This is a genomic window from Amycolatopsis sp. WAC 01375 (assembly GCF_003947325.1).
In the GTDB taxonomy this organism is placed as follows: domain Bacteria; phylum Actinomycetota; class Actinomycetes; order Mycobacteriales; family Pseudonocardiaceae; genus Amycolatopsis.
Genome location: NZ_QHHW01000036.1, coordinates 271,239 through 290,341, shown reverse-complemented (window position 1 = coordinate 290,341; position 19,103 = coordinate 271,239). Strand labels below are relative to the sequence as shown.

Below are 19,103 nucleotides of genomic sequence, written 5' to 3'. Positions count from 1 at the left end.
CATGTTCAACGCTGCCCTGTCCGATGTGGACCCCGAGGTCGCCGCGGCCGTCGCCGCCGAACTCGACCGGCAGCAGTCGACCCTGGAGATGATCGCCTCGGAGAACTTCGCCCCGGTGGGCGTGCTCGAGGCGCAGGGTTCGGTGCTGACCAACAAGTACGCCGAGGGCTACCCCGGCCGCCGCTACTACGGCGGTTGCGAGCACGTCGACGTCATCGAGCAGCTGGCGATCGACCGTGCGAAGGCCCTGTTCGGCGCCGAGCACGCCAACGTCCAGCCGCATTCGGGCGCGCAGGCCAACGCCGCCGCCATGGTCGCGGTGCTCAACCCCGGCGACACCATCCTCGGTCTCGACCTCGCCCACGGCGGTCACCTGACGCACGGGATGAAGATCAACTTTTCCGGCAAGCTCTACAACGTCGTCGCCTACCACGTCGACAAGGAGACCGGGATCGTCGACGTCGAGGAGATCGAGCGCCTCGCCAAGGAGCACAAGCCGAAGCTGATCATCGCCGGCTGGTCGGCGTACCCGCGTCAGCTCGACTTCGCCGAGTTCCGCCGCATCGCCGACGAGGTCGGCGCGAAGGTCATGGTCGACATGGCGCACTTCGCCGGTCTCGTCGCCGCGGGCCTGCACCCGAGCCCGGTGCCGTACGCGGACATCGTCACCACGACCACGCACAAGACCCTCGGCGGCCCGCGCGGCGGCATCATCCTGTGCCGCCAGGAACTCGCCAAGAAGATCAACTCGGCGGTGTTCCCCGGCCAGCAGGGCGGTCCGCTGGAGCACGTCATCGCCGCCAAGGCCGTCGCGCTCAAGATCGCCGCGAGCGAGGAGTTCCGCGAGCGTCAGCAGCGCGTGCTCGAAGGCGCGAAGATCCTGGCCGACCGCCTCTCGCGCACGGACTGCTCCGAAGCGGGCGTCCGCGTGCTGACCGGCGGCACCGACGTGCACCTGGTGCTCGTCGATCTGGTCAACTCCACTTTGGACGGTCAGCAGGCCGAAGACCGGCTGCACTCGGTCGGCATCACGGTCAACCGCAACGCCGTCCCCTTCGACCCGCGCCCGCCGATGATCACCTCGGGCCTGCGCATCGGCACCCCGGCGCTGGCGACCCGCGGCTTCGGCGCCGAGGACTTCGCCGAGGTCGGCGACATCATCGCCGAGGCGTTGCGCCCGGACTTCGACGAGGCCCTGCGCCAGTCGCTGTCCGCCCGTGTCGAACTGCTGGCCAAGAAGCACCCGCTGTACGCGGACCTCGACCGATGAGCGCGGTCCCCGAGGGGCGCAAACTTCTCCGGCTCGAAGTCCGCAACGCGCAGACCCCGATCGAGAAGAAGCCGCCGTGGATCAAGACCCGCGCGCGGATGGGCCCCGAGTTCACCGAGCTCAAGGGCCTGGTCAAACGTGAAGGCCTGCACACCGTGTGTGAGGAGGCCGGCTGTCCCAACATCTACGAATGCTGGGAAGACCGTGAGGCCACGTTCCTGATCGGTGGGGACCAGTGCACGCGTCGGTGCGATTTCTGTCAGATCGACACCGGCAAGCCGGCGGCGCTCGACACGACCGAGCCGCGCAAGGTGGCGGAGTCGGTGCAGGCCATGGGGTTGCGCTACTCGACCGTGACCGGTGTGGCGCGTGACGACCTCGAAGACGGCGGCGCGTGGCTGTACGCTGAAACCGTCCGGCAGATTCACGCGCTGAACCCGGGTACCGGTGTGGAGCTGTTGATCCCGGATTTCAACGCGGATCCGGATCAGCTGGCCGAGGTGTTCGGTTCGCGGCCCGAGGTGCTGGCGCACAACGTGGAGACGGTGCCGCGGATCTTCAAGCGGATCCGGCCCGGTTTCCGGTACGCGCGGTCGCTCGAAGTGATCACGCGGGCCCGTGAGGCCGGTCTGGTGACGAAGTCGAACTTGATCCTGGGCATGGGCGAGACTCCGGAGGAGGTGGCTCCGGCGATGAAGGACCTGGTCGACGCGGGCTGCGAGATCCTGACGATCACCCAGTACCTGCGCCCCTCGCCTCGTCACCACCCGGTGGACCGGTGGGTGAAGCCCGAGGAGTTCGTCGAGCACTCGAACGCCGCCGAGGCGATGGGTTTCGCCGGCGTCATGGCCGGGCCGCTGGTCCGCTCGTCGTACCGCGCCGGGCGGCTGTTCGCGCAGACGAAGGCCCACCGCGGCGAAGCGCTGTCGGAGAACTTGGCCCATCTCGCCGCCGAAGGGCCCGCGGCCCAAGAAGCCAGCTCACTGCTGGCCAGATAGGAAGGAGGGCAGATCAATGGCGATCAGCGTCTTCGACCTGTTTTCGATCGGCATAGGCCCCTCCAGCTCCCATACGGTGGGCCCGATGCGTGCGGCACTGACCTTTGTGGACGGTCTGGCCGCGGATGGTGACCTGACGGCCACGACGCGTGTCCAGAGTGAGCTTTTCGGCTCGCTCGGCGCGACCGGGTTCGGGCACGGCAGCGACAAGGCCGTGCTGCTCGGGCTGTCCGGGGAGCGTCCGGAGGAGATCGACACCGACACGGTGGCGGGCAAGATCGCGGAGATCCGCGAATCCTGTCTGCTGAAGCTGCGCGGTGAACACGAGATCGTGTTCACCGAGGACACCGATCTGACCATGCACCGGCGGAAGTCGTTGCCCGCGCACCCGAACGGGATGATCTTCCGCGCGTTCGACGCCGACGGGAAGGTGCTGCGCGAGCGGACCTACTACTCCGTCGGTGGTGGGTTCGTGCGTGATGAGTCCTACGAGACCGACACCGTCGTCGTCGAAGACTCGACTCGGCTGGAATTCCCGTTCCGCACCGGCGCGGATCTGCTGAAGCACTGCGAGGACACCGGGCTGCCGATCAGCGAGATCATGCTGCGCAACGAACTCTCCTGGCGCACGCGCGAGGAGGTCCGTGAGGGTCTGCTGGAGATCTGGCAGGTCATGGTGGAATGCGTGCGCAACGGCTGCGAGCACGAGGGTGTCCTGCCGGGCGGGCTGAAGGTGCCGCGCCGTGCGAAGGCGTTGCACGAGAAGCTGCTCGCCGAGGACGGCGTCGGCGACCCGCTGTACGCGATGGACTGGGTGAGCCTGTACGCGCTGGCGGTCAACGAGGAGAACGCCGCGGGCGGCCGCGTCGTCACCGCGCCGACCAACGGCGCGGCGGGGATCATCCCGGCCGTTCTGCACTACTACCAGCGGTTCATCCGGGGCTCGTCGGACGACGGCATCGTGACGTTCATGCTCACCGCGGGCGCGATCGGCTCGATCCTCAAGCAGACGGGCTCGATCTCGGGCGCCGAGGTCGGCTGCCAGGGCGAGGTCGGTTCGGCCAGCGCCATGGCCGCCGCCGGGCTCACTGAGGTCCTCGGCGGTTCGCCCGCGCAGGTGGAGAACGCCGCCGAGATCGGCGTCGAACACCACCTGGGGCTGACCTGCGACCCCGTCGGCGGGCTGGTGCAGATCCCGTGCATCGAGCGCAACGCCGTCGGAGCGTCGAAGGCGATCCACGCCGCACGGATGGCGATGCGCGGCGACGGTTCGCATATCGTGACGCTGGACAAGGCGATCAAGACGATGCGCGAGACCGGCGCCGACATGAGCGTGAAGTACAAGGAGACCTCGCGCGGCGGTCTCGCCGTGAACGTCATCGAGTGCTGATCCCTACGCAATTCGGCACCTGGTTGCGATGTATGCGTGCGCAAGTACCGCAACCAGGTGCCGAATTGCGGGCGGCCTAAACTCGAAGGGTGGAGTCGAGCACGGTCGCGAACGCGGGTGACGCGCTGTTCCGCCCGGTGCGCGCGGGCAACGCCTTCGAGGAGACCGTCGAAAGGCTGCTCCAGGCGATCCGGCTCGGAGTGGTGGGCGCGGGGGAGCGGCTGCCGTCGGAACGTGAGCTCGCCGAGCGGCTCGGGGTCAGCCGGGTGACGCTGCGCGAGGCCATCCGCGCGCTGTCCGACGCGGGCTACGTCGAGTCGCGGCGTGGCCGTTACGGCGGCACTTTCGTCAACGACGTCCTGCCCGACCCGCCCGCCGCCGACGGGCGGAAGGTCGACAACGCCACCCTGGAAGACGCGCTCGGCCTGCGGCACGTCCTGGAAACCGGCGCCGCCGAGATGGCGGCTGCGCGCTCCCTCAGCCCGGCCGACCGGCAGCATCTGACCAGCACGCTCGCCGAGGCGGCGGCGGCCGACGTCGGCGATTACCGGCGCAAGGATTCGCGGCTGCACCTGGCGATCGCCGAGGTCACCGCGTCCGGCTCGCTGACCACGGCGATGGCCGACGCGCGGATGCGGGTCAACCAGCTGCTCGACATGATCCCGCTGCTCGAACCGAATCTGGAGCACTCCAACGCCCAGCACGAGGCCATCGTCGACGCGATCCTGGCCGGTGATCCGGAGGCGGCCCGCCGTGCGATGACGGAGCACGTCGAAGGGACGGCTTCACTGCTTCGCGCGTTCCTCGCTTGAGGGTGACGTCAGCAGGGCGTGCGCGAACTCGATGGCATGCGGTGTGTCGGGGAAGACCCGGCCCTCGGCGCGAAGCCGGTCCGCGACACCGAGCTCGTCGAGCACCTTTTCGTGGCCGGGTCTGATCCCCGACACCAGCACCGTGATCCCACGATGTTCAAGCCGATCGACAGCATCTCGCAGGACTAGGGCGCCGGTGGCGTCGATGGCCGACACCCGTGACATCCGGAGGATGACCACCCGGACGTCGGCGACCTCGGACAGCTCCAGCAGGAACTGGTGGGCCGCGGCGAAGACCAGCGGGCCATCGAGCCTGAACGCGACGATGTGCTCGTCCAGCAGCGCCCGCTCCTCGGCGCCGTGATCGGCGTGGTCAAGGGGGACCTCTTCGACGCGGGCCGCCTTCGCGATCGCCCGCAGCGCCAAGGCGCCGGCCACGACGAGACCGAGGATGACCGCGGTGACCAGGTCCAGGATCAAGGTCGCGGCCGCGGTGAGCACGAGGACCAGCGCGTCGCGGCGGGTGGAGCGGAGCAACGCGCGGACCGAGCCCGCCTCGACCATGCGGATGGCGGTGGCCAGCAGTACCCCGGCGAGCGCCGCGATCGGGATCGCGGCCACCAGCGGCGCCGCCGCGAAGACGATCACCGCCAGCACCAGCGCGTGGGTGAGTGCGGCGAGACGGGACCTCGCGCCGGCGCGGACGTTGACGGCGGTGCGCGCGATCGCCGCGGTGGCCGGCACTCCGCCGAACAGCGGGGTGACCAGATTCGCGAGGCCTTGCCCGAAGAGCTCCCGATCCGGGTCGTGGCGTTCGTTGACGCTCATCGCGTCGGCGACCGTGGCCGAAAGCAGGCTTTCCAGCGCGGCCAGCGCCGCGACCGCGACGGCGGAGGGCGCCAGCGCGCCCAAAGTGGACAGATCCAGGAAGGCCAGCGAGGGCGCGGGAAGACCGGCGGGCAGGGCGCCGATGCGGGAGACCGGCAGCTGCGTGAAGTGGCATACGAGTGTCGCGACCGCCACGGCGACCAGCGAGAACGGGATCGACGGCCGCCACCGCGCGCCGAGCAGCATCAGGACGGCGACCCCGGCCGCGATCGCGATCGACGGCCAGGATGGGTGCCCGGCGAAGTCGGCCACCGCTTTCGCCGCGACGACGGCCACCTTCTCGCCTTCCGGGGTGGCGACCCCGAGCGCGGCGGGAATCTGCTGCAGCGCGATCACCCCGGCGATGCCCAGCGTGAAGCCTTCGACCACCGGGATCGGGACGTAGCGCATGTACCGGCCGGCGCGGGCGACCGCGAGCAGGAGCAGCAGCACGCCGGCGAGCAGGCCCACCGTCAGCACTCCGCCCGCGCCGTGCGTGGCCATGATCGGCACCAGCACCACGGTCATCGCCCCGGTCGGGCCGGACACCTGGAGGTTGGAGCCGCCGAAGATGGCGGCCAGCGCACCGGCGACGATCGCGGTGACGAGCCCGGCTTCGGCGCCGAGGCCGGATGAGATGCCGAAGCCCAGCGCCAGCGGGAGGGCGACGATCGCGACGGTCAAACCCGCCGTGAGATCGCGCCGGGGAGCCCGCGTGAGCGTGCGCAGGTCTTCGCGTCCGGGCAGGAGGGAACGCAGTCCCGAAAGCCTCGATCCCGCCACCGCGTCAGTCCGCGTCGCGCAATTGGGCGAGCAGGACGTTCTGGTCGGCCAAGAGTTCGGTGAGGATGCGCCGGGCCGCGCGCAGCAATTCGACGACGTCCCCGCCTGCCAGTGAGTACACCACCGTCGACCCTTCCCGTGTCGAGGTGACGATTCCCGATCGGCGCAGGACGGCCAGCTGCTGGGAGAGGTTGGAGGCCTCGACCTCGATCTCGGCGAGCAGTTCACGGACGGCCTTCGGGCCCTCCGCGAGCAGTTCCAGCACACGGATCCGGACCGGGTGGCCCAGCATGCGGAAGAACTCCGCTTTGGCCTGGTACAGGGGGACGGGCATACCGGCTTCCTTCGCTCGACTTGCCGATACGAACACTTTATCAAATGAAGAATTCTTCAAGTAATGCCCCGCTTGCCCTGGAGTCGGGACACGATTCGGTGATTTTCCCACAACCTTTTCACTCGTTCGGGCGTCTTACCTGGCGTGGAGAACCCGGATGAGTCAGTCGCACCCGAGTCGGAGACCACGGCCACCCCCGAGCCGAAAGGGAAGAAGCGCAGGTGGCGCCGGATCGCCGCCTGGACGCTCGGCCTGCTCGTCGGCATCCCGGTGGTCACGTTCGGGATCGCGTACGTCCTGCTCGACGTCCGCAGCCCGGAGGAAGTGCTCGCCGACCTCGACAAGACCGTCGTCCTGCAGAACGCGGACGGTTCCGAACTGCTCAAGGTGATCCCGCCCGGCGGCGACCGGCTGTTCGTGCCCTACGACGCCATCCCCGCGAAGCTGCGTGACGCGATCGTCGCGACCGAGGACCCGACCTTCTGGGACAACGAGGGCTTCGACCTCACCGGACTCGGCCGCGCGCTGGTGACCGGCGTCGGCGGCGGCTCGGGGATCACGCAGCAGTACATCAAGAAATCCACCGGAAACGAGGACGCCACCCTCACCCGCAAATTCTCCGAACTGGTGCTCGCCACCAAGATCACCCAGCAGCAGACCAAGAAGGAGATCTTCGAGAGCTACATCAACATCATCTCGTTCGGCCGCGGCACCTACGGCCCGGCGTCGGCGATGAACGCCTACTTCGGCCGCAAACTCGATGACTCGATGACCTGGAGCGAGGCGGCCTTCCTCGCCGGCATGATCCAGTCGCCGTCGGTGCACGACCCGTACGCCTCCACCCACGAGCACGCCATGAAGCGCTGGTCCTACGTGGTGAACAAGCTCGTCGCGCGGGGTTACGTCAGCCAGGCCGAAGCGGTCGGCATGACCTATCCGGAGGACGCGATCCAGGCGCCGTCGGAGACCCGCGCCGGTCGCGTCACCTACGAGAAGTACCACGTCAAGCAGCAGGTCCTGGCCGAGCTGGAGCAGGTCGGCTACCCGCTGGACCGGCTCCGCGGCGGCGCGATGAAGGTCGAGACGACCATCGATCCGCGTGCCCAGGCAGAAGCCGAGAAAGCGGTCAAGGAGCGCTTGCAGGGGCAGCCGGAGCACTTCCGCGCGTCGCTGGTCGCCGTCGAACCGGGGACCGGCGCCATCCGCGCCTACAACGGCGGCGGCTGGAGCGTGCACGATTACGCCGGCACCCCGTACGGCACCGGCTCGGCCTTCCAGCCGTTCACCCTCGCCGCCGGACTCGAACAAGGCGTCAACGTGGACGAACCGCTGAAGGCGCCCGCGCAGGTCGAATTCCTCGGCGAGACCTTCAAGTTCCCGGACCAGTGCGGCGAGACCGGCAAATGCACGCTGCGTGAGGCGATGGGCCGGGACGCGCAGGGCCCCTTCGTCGACCTGGCGAAGAAACTCGGCGCGGAAACGGTCCGGAACGGCGCCCGCGCGGCCGGGATCCCCGAGGCCGTCGACGGCGCGGTCACCCTGCGCGAGAAGGACGGGTTCCTGATCGGACCCGGGATCGCGGTCGGCCGGTATCCCTTGCGGCCCAGCGACATGGCCGGTGCCTACGCGACCTTCGCCGCGGACGGCATGCGCGCCACCCCGCATCTGGTGTCGAAGATCCGGGACGAGAACGGTGAGATCGTCTGGGAACGGCCCCCGGACAAGACGCCCGCGTTCAAGGGCGACGAGGCACTGAGCCGCCGGGTCGCGGGCACGATCAGCCAGGTGCTGACCACCGGGCTGAAAGACCGTCCGGCGGCGCTGAAGACGGGCGACTTCCAGTACAACGAGACGGACGACAACGCGGGCGGCTGGGCGGTCGGGTACACGCCCCAGCTCGCGACCGCGGTCTGGGTCGGCTCCGACGAACCACGCCGGATGCGGGACGCCGCCGGGGAGAAGCTGACCGGCAGGACGATCCCGGCCGAGATGTGGCAGCGCTTCATGAACGCCTTCCACCAGGGACTGCCGGTGCGATGGCCGGTCCCCGCGACCACGACGGCACCCCGCCCGCGCTGACGCAGGACCGGTTTCGCGTGACTGGATGGCCGACACACGTGACTGGATGGCCGACATGTGTGTTTGGGCGGACGACTCGCGGCGGAAGCCGGCCGTGCGCGTGTCGTCCATCCAGTCACGCGAGTCGGCCGTCGGATCACGTGTGTCGGCCGTCGGATCACGCGAAACGGCCTTTGCGCACACCACACCGCCGCCGTGGTGTGGAAGTACATGAAGGCCCCCTTCGCTGCTCTAGACGCAATGAAGGGGGCCTTCATGTACGGGTAAGGCCCGAGTGGGTCAAGGGGTCGCTAGGACGTCACGAGGACGATCGTCAGCCCGTCGTACCCCTTCTTGCCGACGGTCTGCAACGCGGTCGCGTCGACCCGCGGTTCGGCGGCGATCAGTTCGTGCATCCGCCGGAGTCCTTCGATCTCGTCGGAGGTGTTCGCCGGGTCGGCCACCGCTCCGGCGCGGACGACGTTGTCGATCACGATCACCCCGCCCGGCCTGGTCAGCTTCAGCGCCGCCTCGAAGTAGGCCGGGTTGTTGACCCGGTCCGCGTCGATGAACGTCATGTCGAGCGGGCCTTCGACGCCGGGCAGCAGGTCCAGCGCCTCCCCGATCCGGATGTCGACGAGCTCGCCGACACCGGCGGCGTCGATGCTCTTCCGCGCGACATCGGCGAATTTCGGGTAGTACTCGAGCGTCACGAGACGCCCGTCCGGCGGCAGGGCACGGGCGAGCCAGATGGTGCTGTAGCCGCCGAGCGTGCCGATCTCCAGTATCGAGCGGGCACCGATCATCTTCGCCAGCAGATGGAGCAGTTTGCCCTGGTTGGGGGCGACGGCGATGGGCGGCATCCCGGCCTCGTCCGAGGCGAGAAGAGCCTCGTCGAGGGTGTGGTCGGCCGGGATGAGCGCGTCGAAGATGTATTCGTCGACCTTGGACCAGATTTCCTGAGTCATGGAACCTCCCCGGGCAAACCTAATGCCGCCCGACGGTCACGAAATCGTCCATCGGGGCGGCTGTCCGGACGAACCTCAGGCGGCGCGGCGCCCGGCTTTCGGGATCACCAGCGGAGTCCCGGTCTCGGGGCACGGCATGACACGGCAGGGCAGCTCGAAGATCTTTTCGACGTTGGCGGCGGTGACGACCTCCTCGGGCGCGCCCGTCGCCAGTACCTCTCCGTCCCGCATCGCGATCATGTGCGTCGCGTACCGGGCGGCGTGGTTGAGGTCGTGCAGCACCGCGACCAGCGTCCGGCCCTGTTCCTGGTGCAGTTGCGCGCACAGGTCGAGGATGTCCATCTGATGCGCGATGTCCAGATAGGTCGTCGGCTCGTCGAGCAGGAGGAGATCGGTCTCCTGGGCGAGCGCCATCGCCATCCACACGCGCTGCCGCTGGCCGCCCGACAGTTCGTCGACCAGCCGTTCGGCGAGGTCGTCGACCCCGGTGGCGCGCATGGATTCCGCGACCACGGTGGCGTCCTCGCGGGACCACTGGCGCAGCAGCCGCTGATGCGGGTACCGGCCGCGCGCGACGAGGTCCGCGACGGTGATGCCGTCGGGCGCGATCGAACTCTGCGGCAGCAGGCCGAGCCGACGGGCGACCTCCTTGGCCGGGAACGAGCTGATCACCTGGCCGTCGAGGAACACCGAACCCTGGCGGGGTTTGAGCATCCGCGCGAGCGCGCGCAGCAGGGTCGTCTTGCCACAGGCGTTCGGGCCGACGATGACGGTGAACGACCGGTCGGGGATGACCACCCCGAGGTCCTGGGCCACGGTCCGGCCGTCGTAGGCGAGCGTCAGCGCGTCCGCGTGCAGGCGGGACGTCGTGCTCTGCTCGGTGAGGGTTTCCACGGTCTCCACGCAGGTTAGGCTAACCTAGGACTCCGCCGTTGTGGTGTTCCGTAGGTCGCAGTCGGCTCACAACGCTCTTCGATGGCATCATCCCCAGTGCAATCCCATGAATGCACTCGGTGCGATCGAAGGACGGCATGGAGGACTACCGGATAGTCGCGGACGAGATCTCCGCCGACGTCGAGGCTGGCAGGCTCCGCCCTGGCGACCGGCTGCCCCCGCAGCGGCGGTTCGCCCGCGAACGCGGGATCGCCAACTCGACCGCTGCCAGGGTCTACGGCGAACTCGTCCGGAGAGGCGTCGTGGTCGGCGAGGTCGGCCGCGGCACGTTCGTCCGCGCCGGGAGGCCGCCGCTGGAGACCGCGCTCGCCGAACCGGGCGGCGCGACCGTCGACCTCGAACTCAACTTCGCCGTCCTGCCCGAGCAAACGGCGCTGGTCGGGAAGGCGCTGGAGTCGCTGCTGCGTGAAGACGTCCTGACAGCGGCGCTGCGTCCGGGGACCGTGTCCGGCTCGAAGCAGGCGCGGGACGCCGTCGGCGGCCTGTTCGCGAAGGACGGCTGGGCGCCGGAAGTCCTCTTCGCCGGCAGCGGGCGTCAGGCCATCGCGGCCGCCATCGCCGCCTTCGTGCCGATGGGGGAACGGCTCGCCGTCGAAGCCATCACGTACCCGGTGGTCAAGGCGCTCGCCGGACGGCTCGGCGTCCAGTTGGTGCCCATCGAGACCGACGACATGGGGCTCATTCCCGAGGCACTCGAAGCCGCGTCCGTCCGCGCGCTGTACGTCCAGCCGACGCTGCACAATCCGCTCGGGTCCACAATGGACGAAGCGCGGCGCGTCGAGCTGGCGGAAACCGTGCGGCGGATGGACATCCCGGTGATCGAGGACGGGATCTACACCTTCCTCCGGCCCGAGGTCCGGCCCTTCGCGGCGTATGCGCCGGAACGCACCGTGTTCGCCGACAGCATGTCGAAGCGGCTCGCCCCGGGGCTGACCACCGGATTCCTCGCCGTCCCGGCGGAATGGACGGAACGGCTGGCCGCGGCCGTGCGCTCGGGCGGCTGGGTCGCGCCGAGGCTCGCCGTCGAAGCCGCCACCCGGTGGATCACCGGCGGCACCCTGGAAACCGTCGAACGGGCGAAACGGCTCGACGCCGCCGAACGCCAGCGGGTGACGGCGGCGCGGCTGGCCGGGTTCACGGTGCGCGCCGATCCCCAGGCGTACCACTGCTGGTGGGAACTCCCCGAACACTGGCGCGCCGAGACCTTCGTCGCCGCGGCCGCGCGGCGCGGGATCGCGGTCACCCCGGCGGCCGCGTTCGCCGTCGTCCCCGGTCACGCCCCGAACGCGGTGCGCCTCGCCGTCTCGTCGCCGCCGCTCGAGACGCTCGGGGCCGCGTTGGACGTCCTCGCCGGTCTCGCTTCCGGCCGCCCGGAGGACGCCGGCGTCGAGTAACCCGGCCATCGCAAGTAGGTGACGAATTGCGTCAGGGGCGCGGAGCCCACTTGCCGACGAAGCTGCCGCAGGTGACGGTCTGGCCGGTGAGCCTCGACCGCAGCGCGTTCTCCAGCCCGAGATAGTCGAAGATCGGCGCGTCGCCCGCGACCTCGGCGGGCACCGGACCGCCCTTGGCCAGGACAGGCATGCTCACGGTCTGGAACAGCACCAGATAGTCGCCTTCGCGGTTGAGCTCGTCGGCCCTCGCGAGCATGCGTTGCGGTGCGTCGGCGACGATCTCCAGCGGCAGCGGCCATTCCAGTGGGAACGGATTGCGCAGGTCGAAGGCGGGGTAGGCGAACGGGTTGTCGGGCAGGACCGCCGTACGCCCCGCGGGATAGCGCGTGACACAGTCCTGGATCTGGGAGATGTAGGTGAAAGTGCCAGGGTTCGTCCGGATGCCGCGCATCGACGGCGTCACCGTGCCGAGGTCACCGGTCAGTTTCTCGCGCGCCATGTCGAGGTACGCGGCTTCGTCGTGGTGCACGACCACGGCCCAGCCCGACGCCAGCACCGCGACCAGGCCCATCGCGGTGGCGCCGGCCAAGGCGATCCGGCGAGGCGGATCCGGCAGCGGGGGCAGCGCGTCCGACAGTTCCAGGATCGCCGTCAGCGCCAGCGTTCCGGTGAACAACGTCGGGGTGTCGTTCCCCCAGGAGAGGCTGGTCATGAAGCCGGTCGCGAAGACGAGCGCGCCCATGCGCGGGAACCGCCGTTTCGCCGCCCAGTTCACCAGCAGCGCGACACCGAGGATCCACCAGAGGACGTCCGCCCAGCGCGAAGCACCGGTGAAGTGTCCATCCACGACGGTGCCGACCACCACCGCCACCCCCGCCAGGAGCAGCAGCCGCGCGAGGACCGCCCCGGCGAATCCGGCGCGTTCGCGGAAGACCCCGAGCAGGGCAAGAAGCACCCCGGCGATCGCGAAGAAGGTCAGGCCCCGCACCGGCGGCCGCAGCAGCGTTTCGGGATTTTCCAGCCATAGACCGAGAAGTCGCTCGCCGTACGCGGGCAGACCGCCGGTGAGCTGCTCGGCCATCGCGCCGAGCCCGCCGTCGAACGCGACGATTCCGAGGTAGAACACCAAGAAGGCGCCCAGCGCCGGCAGATCCCAGGCCAGGCGACCCCACCAGCGGCCGGTGCGGAACGCGCCTTCCCGCAACGACGGGTGCAGCAGCAACCAGCACAACGCGATCAGTGGCACCGGCGCAAAACTCTGTTTGACGAACACCGCGGTGCCCAGCAGTACGAGGCCGAGCCGCCGCGGCCACGCCTTCCCGTTGCGCAGCCCCGAATCCAGCGCCCAGGCACCGCAGGCGGTCAGGAAGATCCCGTCGATCGTGTGCCAGGCCATCAGCGGGAAGGCGTTGAGGTTCAGCAGCGACGCGGCCGCTGTCAGCCCGGTGAGCCCCGGCCCCCAGTCACGGACGCGGCGGCGGGTGACCAGTGCGGCGAACGCGATGGTCGCCAGGATGATCTCCAGCATGCTGAGCACGCTGGAGACGAAGAACAGCGGGCCCGGCAGCACGAAGTCGACGATGTGCAGGTACGCCGAACCCAGTGGCCGTGCGGAGATGATGTCGGAGTGCGGGACCTCGCCGTGCCGCACGCGCCAGGCCTGGGCGAGGATGAAACCCTGGTCCGACGGGTGGAAACCGAAGCGCCCCACCCGGAGTTCGGTGGCGACGGCGAGCGCGAGCACCCACGCCACATGCAGGGAAAGCCGCAGCACTGTCCTGGACGGACGTACCACCCCGGCGTCCGGTCCGGTCGTCAGCGGGGGACTGGCGACGTCCACACTGCCCCTTCCCTCCTCGTCCTGCCTCGGCCCGAGTCCGCCGACCCCCGGCGTATCGGAAACCGATGGTAGCGGCCGGGGGCGTCCCCCGATCGAGCCCGGCGGCGAGGAGGTCAGTGCCTGTTGGTGAACCCGCGCCGCGATCGACGTCGGCAGGCCGCGACCTGGCAAAACTTGTCCCGACGGGCGAGAAGGGCGCCCTGCCACCGCGATAGCGGGGCCTTCGGCCAGGGCGGGTTCACGTCATGCCCGGTTCACGAGGCCATCCTCGGCTCCGCCAACAGCTCAGGGACGGCGGCGCCAGACCAGCCTGGTGACCGCGCCCGCGACCGAGGCGAGCGGAGCCTTCCGGGGCAGGCCACGGGTTTCCGGCGCGGATTCGGGCATCGCGCGGTAGACGAGATGTGCGAAGAACCGCGCCGTCCTGGGTGCGACGAGCGTCACCAGTTCGGCGGCCGTGCCCTCGGGCAGGTTCAGGATCTCGGGCCGTTTCTCCAGTGCCTTCACCACGAGCGCGGCGGCGCGTTCGGGAGAGCTCGACGGCATACCGCGATAGGACCCGGTCGGCGTGATCATGTCGGTGCGCACCAGCGGCATCCGGACGGAGGTGAAGGTGACGCCGTCGGAAAGCGTTTCCCGTCCGGCGGTCAGCCCGAACTCCTCCAGCGCGGCCTTCGAGGCCAGGTAAGCGGAAAACCGCGGGGTGTCGGTCTGGAGTCCTTGGGTGGTCACGTTGACGACGTGGCCGAACCCGCGCGCGGTCATCGACGGCAGCAGGCCGAGCGTCAGGCGCACGGGGCCGAAGTAGTTGATCGCCATCGTGCGTTCGAAGTCGTGGAACCGTTCGGTGGACAGCGAAAGCGAGCGCCGGATCGAGCGGCCCGCGTTGTTGACCAGCATGTCGACGGCGCCGTGCGCGGCGAGCACGTCCTTGACCAGTGCGTCGACCGCGCCGCCGTCGGTGAGGTCGCACTGATACGCCGACGCCTTCCCGCCCGCCGCGACGATCTGCTCGCGGACCTCTTCGAGCTCGTCGGCGCGCCTGGCCACGAGGATCACTTCGCCGCCCTTCGCGGCGACGGCCAGCGCGGACGCGCGCCCGATGCCCGACGAGGCGCCGGTGATCAGGACCTTGCGGCCGTCGAGCGGTTCCGGGCCCGGACGGCGGCGGCCGCGATCGGGGTCCAGGTGCTCGAGCCAGTATCGGTAAAGCGGACCGGCGTACTCCTTCAACGGGGGCAAGGTGATCCCGCTGCCTTCGAGCGCGGCCGTGGTCGCGCTCGTGTCGAAGTCGACCTCCATACTCAGATGGGGCAGGACTTCGAGCGGAATGCCGAGTTCGGTCAGTACCGCCGCGCGGGCCGACCGCCCGCCGGGAACGCGGTCGAAACCGGCGGCGGCGGATTTCGCCAGCCGGGTTCCGGCGCGCTTCAGCGCTCCGGACGGACGAGGGGGAAGGACAGCGGAGATCTTCGGCGCGCCCGCGGCCCGTGCGAAGGCGTTGTAGACCTCGTGCAGCGGCTGAGGTCGAGGCGACGCGAGGTGGTACGTGCTGCCACTGGGCGCGTCGACGTGCATGAGGTGCTCCATCGCTTCGACGACGTAGTCGACCGGCACGATGTTCGTGGCGCCGAGATCCGGGGCGGCCAGCGGGAGACGGCGGGGCAGGGTGGCGAGCCGCGAGATCGCGGGGAGGAAGTAGTACGGGCCGTCGATCTTGTCCATCTCGCCGGTGCGCGAATCACCGGCCACGGCGGACGGCCGGTACACGCGGAACGGCGTTTTCCCGTGCCGTCGCACGAGTTTCTCGGCCTCGAACTTCGTCGCGTGGTACGGCGACGCGAAGCTCTGGCCGAGGTCGAAATCGGCCTCGGTGAAGCGCCCGGCGTACTTTCCGGCGACCGCGATCGACGAGACGTGGTGGAAGAGCCCGGCCTTCGCGGCGGCGGCGAACTCCAGGACGTTGCGGGTGCCGTCGACGTTGGCCGCGCGGTTCGCCGCTTCGTCCGCGGTGAGGTCGTAGATCGCGCCGAGGTGCACGACGTGGTCTAGCGGCCCCACGCGGGCGGGATCGATGCCGAGCGAGGGTTCGGTCAGGTCGCCGGTGACGGGAACGAGCTTCTCGTGGCTCGGGAGCTTCCCGCGTGAGGTCTCCCTCACGAGAACATGGACGGCTACGGTCTCAGGTCGCCGTAGTAGGCGCGCGACCAGGCGTTTGCCCAGAAAACCCGTCGCGCCCGTCACGAAGTAGGTGGTCATGGCCGGCTCCTTCCGAAGGGGCCGACTCTACCTACTCGGAAGTAGGAACGGTAGTTGTCATTCGCTGTGATCCGGATGTTCGGCCACCGCGACCACGGCGTCGCGGAGCGCGGCACGCAGGCGCCCCACGTCCAGCGGCCCGAGCACGGCGGCCTCGCCGGGCGGCGCCACGAGCACGATCTTGTCGCTGCTCACGAACACCGTCACGTCCCTGCGCCTGCCCGCGAGATCCCGGCAGCCGACCGACCATTCGTCCCGCGGTGCCAACGTCCTCATCCTCCCGTATCCCATGATCTCCCTTTCTCGTCCGTGGCTGGGACGGGGCGGTTTCGAGGCCGTGACGCGGGTTGCCCGACATTCCTACTGATGGGTTAACCGATCCTTCGTATCGTGATCGACTTCCGGTTTCGCTAGGCCGGACGAGGACGAACGGGAGTAGCGTCCGGGGGAGGGGACTGCTTGGGAGGTCATGGATGTCCGAACCCAGGAAAATCGTCATCGTCGGGGCCGGTCTCGCGGGCGCGACGGCCGCCGGGACTTTGCGAGAACGCGGCTACCCGGGCGAGATCCTGCTGCTCGGTACCGACACGCATCGCCCGTACGAACTACCGCCCTTGTCCAAAGGGCTCCTGATGGGCAACACCGATGAACCCGACTGGGTGCACGACGCGGGTTTCTACGAAGAGAAGGACATCGCGTTCAAGAGCGGCGCGACCGCGACCAAGATCGAACTCGGCGCGCGGCACGTGCTCGACGACGCGGGCGGCGAACACCGCTTCGACCGTCTCGTGCTCGCGACCGGCTCCCGGCCGCGATCGCTGCCGGTGCCCGGCGGGGACCTGCCGGGACTGCGGACCCTGCGCACCCTCGACGACGCGCTGGCGCTGCGTTCGGCGTTCAAGGACGCCGGACGGGTGGTGATCGTCGGCGCGGGCTGGATCGGGACCGAGGCCGCGGCGGCCGCCAGGGAACACGGCGCCGAGGTGACCGTGGTCGACCAGATCGGCTCGCCGCTGCTCGCGGTGCTGGGCGATCAGGTGTCCGGGGTCTTCAAGGATCTGCACACGGAGCACGGCGTGAACTGGCGGCTGGGTGAAGGTGTCGCCGGGTTCACCGGCGGCCCGGACGGGGTGACCGGCGTTCGTTTGCAGAGCGGTGACGAGCTTCCCGCGGACGTCGTGCTGGTGGCCGTCGGCGCCGCGCCGCGGGTCGACCTCGCGCACGCCGCCGGGCTGGAACTGTCCGACGACGGCGGAGTCTGCGCCGACGCCGGCCTGCGGACGGCGGCGCCCGACGTCTACGCGATCGGCGACATCGCCGCGCATTTCCATCCCCGCTACGGAAAACGCGTCCGCGTCGAGCACTGGTCGAACGCGAAGTGGCAAGGCGAGCACGTCGCCGGGAACCTGCTGGGAGAGAACGAGCCGTACCTGCGGAGTCCCTACTTCTTTTCGGATCAGTACGACCTGGGCTGCGAGTACCGGGGCCTCGCCGACCCAGAAAGCGACGAGCTCGTGGTGCGGGGCGACCTCGCGGCGCGGGACTTCACGGCGTTCTGGCTGCGGGACGGACAGGTGACCGCCGCGATGAACGTCAACCAGTGGGACGACGGGGACGCGTTGAAGGCTCTCGTCGAGGGACGCGCTGCGGTGACGGCGGAACAGTTGAGGACCGGCGACCTCAAGTCGCTGGTTTGACCCGTGCAATGAAGGGGCCTTTCATAGCAAATTTTGCTATGAAAGGCCCCTTCATTGCGCTCTGCGGAGGCTTAGGCCTCCTGAGCGACCAAAGCCCGCGAAGCACGCGAAGGCCCCGTCATGGTCCCGAAGGCCAGCAGCGCGAGAACGCCGAAGGCCGCCATCGTGATCCCCATCGGGACGGCGGTGCCCGCGCCGCCCAGCCCGACCAGCGGCGTCGCCAGCCCGCCGACGACGAACTGCAGCACGCCCAGCAGCGCCGACGCCGAACCGGCGGACCGCGCCTGCTCGGCCAGCGCGAGCGAACTCGCGTTCGGTGCCACCATGCCGATGCTCGACACCAGGACGAACAGCGGGATCAGCAGCCCGATCAGGCCGAGGTCCAGCGCCGCCGCGGCCAGTACGCCGAAGCCGGCGACCGCCGCGATGACGAGGCCGACGGTCAGCAGGGTCCGTTCCGGGAAGCGGCCGACGATGCGCCCGTTCAGCTGGCCGACGGCCACGATGCCGATGCCGTTGAGCCCGAACACCAGGCTGTACGCCTGCGGGCTCAGGCCGTAGACGCCTTGCAGGGCGAAGGAAGAACCGGAGATGTAGGCGAACAGGCTGCCGAACATCAGCCCGGAGGCCAGCGCGTAGCCAAGGAAGCTGCGGTCGCGGAGCAGGCTCGCGTACTTCCGCATCACCGAGCCGAAGCGCGCGGGCGTGCGGCGTTCCTCCGGCAGGGGTTCCGGCAGCAGGAAGAAGACGACGGCGAGCAGGATCGCGCCGAACACGGTCAGGCAGACGAACACGCCGCGCCACGAGGTCCAGTTCAGGATCTGGCCGCCGATGATCGGCGCCAGGATCGGGGCGAGCCCGTTGACCAGCATGAGCAGCGAGAAGAACTTCGTCATCGCGGTGCCGGAGTAGAGGTCGCGGACGGTCGCCCTGGCGATCACGATGCCCGCCGCCGCGCCGAAGGCCTGGACACCGCGGGCGGCGATGAGCAGTTCGGCGGTCGGGGCGACGGCGCACAGGATCGAGCCGACCATGTAGAGGGCGAGCCCGGCCACGAGCGGTTTGCGGCGGCCGATGGCGTCGGACAGCGGTCCGAGGACCAGCTGGCCGAGGGCGAGCCCGATGATGAACGCGCTCAGTGTCAGCTGGACGGTCGCGTCCGCCGCGCGCAGTTCTCCCGCCATCTGCGGCAGCGCGGGCAGGTACATGTCGATGGACAGGGGCCCGAAGGCGGACAGGCCGCCGAGGATCAGGACGAACCGGGCGCGGCCGGTCATGTGCGGTCGCGCGACGGACTCTTCCACTCGCTCGGGCGCGATGGTCATGCTCTTCCTCTCCCCAGGGATGGTTCCGCCGACAACAACTTGCTTAGAGTAGGTAACTATTCCCGCTGTGACCCATGGCACTCCGAGTTGTCGCGACTGATCCGATCAATTTTCGAGACAAATCGAGGCGACCTCTAGATCTGGCCGAAGGTCG

General features: G+C 69.4%; 15 protein-coding genes. 7 read left to right on the top strand and 8 right to left on the bottom strand.

Annotated elements, in window-relative coordinates:
* Position 1 precedes the first annotated feature (1 nt).
* The 4 genes from glyA (at position 2) to DL991_RS24220 (ending at position 4,470) form a co-directional block, all read left to right on the top strand.
* The gene (gene glyA / locus DL991_RS24235; protein ID WP_125786630.1) at positions 2 to 1,270 is read left to right on the top strand and encodes a serine hydroxymethyltransferase; all 1,269 of its coding nucleotides are present in this window, start codon (positions 2 to 4) and stop codon (positions 1,268 to 1,270) included.
* A complete protein-coding gene (gene lipA, locus DL991_RS24230; protein ID WP_125786629.1) occupies positions 1,267 to 2,268 on the top strand; it encodes a lipoyl synthase in 1,002 nt (333 codons plus the stop codon). Before glyA ends, lipA begins: the two co-directional genes overlap by 4 nt.
* Positions 2,269 to 2,284: 16 nt before the next feature.
* Positions 2,285 to 3,658, top strand: coding sequence for an L-serine ammonia-lyase (locus tag DL991_RS24225; RefSeq protein ID WP_125786628.1), 1,374 nt, complete (start codon positions 2,285 to 2,287; stop codon positions 3,656 to 3,658).
* Between the two features lie 89 nt (positions 3,659 to 3,747).
* Positions 3,748 to 4,470 carry a FadR/GntR family transcriptional regulator gene (locus DL991_RS24220; RefSeq protein ID WP_125786627.1) on the top strand — a complete coding sequence of 241 codons (723 nt, stop codon included), beginning with the start codon at positions 3,748 to 3,750 and terminating at the stop codon, positions 4,468 to 4,470.
* On the opposite strand, the gene DL991_RS24215 is transcribed toward DL991_RS24220, so the two are convergent.
* Together DL991_RS24215 and DL991_RS24210 are read right to left on the bottom strand one after the other, a co-directional pair.
* Positions 4,444 to 6,120 carry a SulP family inorganic anion transporter gene (locus DL991_RS24215; RefSeq protein ID WP_125786626.1) on the bottom strand — a complete coding sequence of 559 codons (1,677 nt, stop codon included), beginning with the start codon at positions 6,118 to 6,120 and terminating at the stop codon, positions 4,444 to 4,446. The genes DL991_RS24220 and DL991_RS24215 overlap by 27 nt on opposite strands.
* Before the next feature lie 4 nt (positions 6,121 to 6,124).
* The gene (locus tag DL991_RS24210) at positions 6,125 to 6,454 is read right to left on the bottom strand and encodes a helix-turn-helix transcriptional regulator (protein ID WP_125786625.1); all 330 of its coding nucleotides are present in this window, start codon (positions 6,452 to 6,454) and stop codon (positions 6,125 to 6,127) included.
* A gap of 144 nt (positions 6,455 to 6,598) precedes the next feature.
* Here DL991_RS24210 and DL991_RS24205 point away from each other — a divergent pair, with 144 nt between their 5' ends.
* Positions 6,599 to 8,533, top strand: coding sequence for a transglycosylase domain-containing protein (locus DL991_RS24205; RefSeq protein ID WP_125786624.1), 1,935 nt, complete (start codon positions 6,599 to 6,601; stop codon positions 8,531 to 8,533).
* A gap of 290 nt (positions 8,534 to 8,823) precedes the next feature.
* Here DL991_RS24205 and DL991_RS24200 read toward each other — a convergent pair whose 3' ends face one another.
* Positions 8,824 to 9,480 (bottom strand): O-methyltransferase, encoded by a 657-nt coding sequence (locus tag DL991_RS24200; RefSeq protein ID WP_125786623.1) that lies wholly within the window; start codon positions 9,478 to 9,480, stop codon positions 8,824 to 8,826.
* 75 nt (positions 9,481 to 9,555) lie between these two features.
* Positions 9,556 to 10,383 (bottom strand): ABC transporter ATP-binding protein, encoded by an 828-nt coding sequence (locus DL991_RS24195; RefSeq protein WP_125786622.1) that lies wholly within the window; start codon positions 10,381 to 10,383, stop codon positions 9,556 to 9,558.
* A 128-nt stretch (positions 10,384 to 10,511) separates the two neighbouring features.
* Between DL991_RS24195 and DL991_RS24190 the strand changes: the two genes are divergently transcribed.
* Complete coding sequence (locus tag DL991_RS24190) at positions 10,512 to 11,828, top strand: PLP-dependent aminotransferase family protein (RefSeq protein WP_125786941.1); 1,317 nt, start codon at positions 10,512 to 10,514, stop codon at positions 11,826 to 11,828.
* A 31-nt stretch (positions 11,829 to 11,859) separates the two neighbouring features.
* On the opposite strand, the gene DL991_RS24185 is transcribed toward DL991_RS24190, so the two are convergent.
* The 3 genes from DL991_RS24185 to DL991_RS24175 form a co-directional block, all read right to left on the bottom strand.
* Complete coding sequence (locus DL991_RS24185; RefSeq protein ID WP_125786621.1) at positions 11,860 to 13,668, bottom strand: hypothetical protein; 1,809 nt, start codon at positions 13,666 to 13,668, stop codon at positions 11,860 to 11,862.
* Between the two features lie 285 nt (positions 13,669 to 13,953).
* Positions 13,954 to 15,927 (bottom strand): SDR family oxidoreductase, encoded by a 1,974-nt coding sequence (locus tag DL991_RS24180; RefSeq protein WP_125786620.1) that lies wholly within the window; start codon positions 15,925 to 15,927, stop codon positions 13,954 to 13,956.
* Between the two features lie 57 nt (positions 15,928 to 15,984).
* Complete coding sequence (locus DL991_RS24175) at positions 15,985 to 16,203, bottom strand: hypothetical protein (RefSeq protein ID WP_039922712.1); 219 nt, start codon at positions 16,201 to 16,203, stop codon at positions 15,985 to 15,987.
* A gap of 197 nt (positions 16,204 to 16,400) precedes the next feature.
* On the opposite strand from DL991_RS24175, the gene DL991_RS24170 reads away from it, so the two are divergent.
* A complete protein-coding gene (locus tag DL991_RS24170; RefSeq protein WP_125786619.1) occupies positions 16,401 to 17,624 on the top strand; it encodes an NAD(P)/FAD-dependent oxidoreductase in 1,224 nt (407 codons plus the stop codon).
* 71 nt (positions 17,625 to 17,695) lie between these two features.
* Here DL991_RS24170 and DL991_RS24165 read toward each other — a convergent pair whose 3' ends face one another.
* Positions 17,696 to 18,949, bottom strand: coding sequence for a Bcr/CflA family multidrug efflux MFS transporter (locus tag DL991_RS24165; protein ID WP_125786618.1), 1,254 nt, complete (start codon positions 18,947 to 18,949; stop codon positions 17,696 to 17,698).
* Positions 18,950 to 19,103: the final 154 nt, after the last annotated feature.

Bases quoted from the DNA above. Each gene is read 5' to 3' on its own strand.
- glyA (WP_125786630.1), top strand. From the start codon at position 2: ATGTTCAACGCTGCCCTGTCCGATGTGGACCCCGAGGTCGCCGCGGCC.
- lipA (WP_125786629.1), top strand. From the start codon at position 1,267: ATGAGCGCGGTCCCCGAGGGGCGCAAACTTCTCCGGCTCGAAGTCCGC.
- DL991_RS24225 (WP_125786628.1), top strand. From the start codon at position 2,285: ATGGCGATCAGCGTCTTCGACCTGTTTTCGATCGGCATAGGCCCCTCC.
- DL991_RS24210 (WP_125786625.1), bottom strand. From the start codon at position 6,454: ATGCCCGTCCCCCTGTACCAGGCCAAAGCGGAGTTCTTCCGCATGCTG.
- DL991_RS24200 (WP_125786623.1), bottom strand. From the start codon at position 9,480: ATGACTCAGGAAATCTGGTCCAAGGTCGACGAATACATCTTCGACGCG.
- DL991_RS24190 (WP_125786941.1), top strand. From the start codon at position 10,512: ATGGAGGACTACCGGATAGTCGCGGACGAGATCTCCGCCGACGTCGAG.
- DL991_RS24180 (WP_125786620.1), bottom strand. From the start codon at position 15,927: ATGACCACCTACTTCGTGACGGGCGCGACGGGTTTTCTGGGCAAACGC.
- DL991_RS24175 (WP_039922712.1), bottom strand. From the start codon at position 16,203: ATGAGGACGTTGGCACCGCGGGACGAATGGTCGGTCGGCTGCCGGGAT.
- DL991_RS24170 (WP_125786619.1), top strand. From the start codon at position 16,401: ATGTCCGAACCCAGGAAAATCGTCATCGTCGGGGCCGGTCTCGCGGGC.
- DL991_RS24165 (WP_125786618.1), bottom strand. From the start codon at position 18,949: ATGACCATCGCGCCCGAGCGAGTGGAAGAGTCCGTCGCGCGACCGCAC.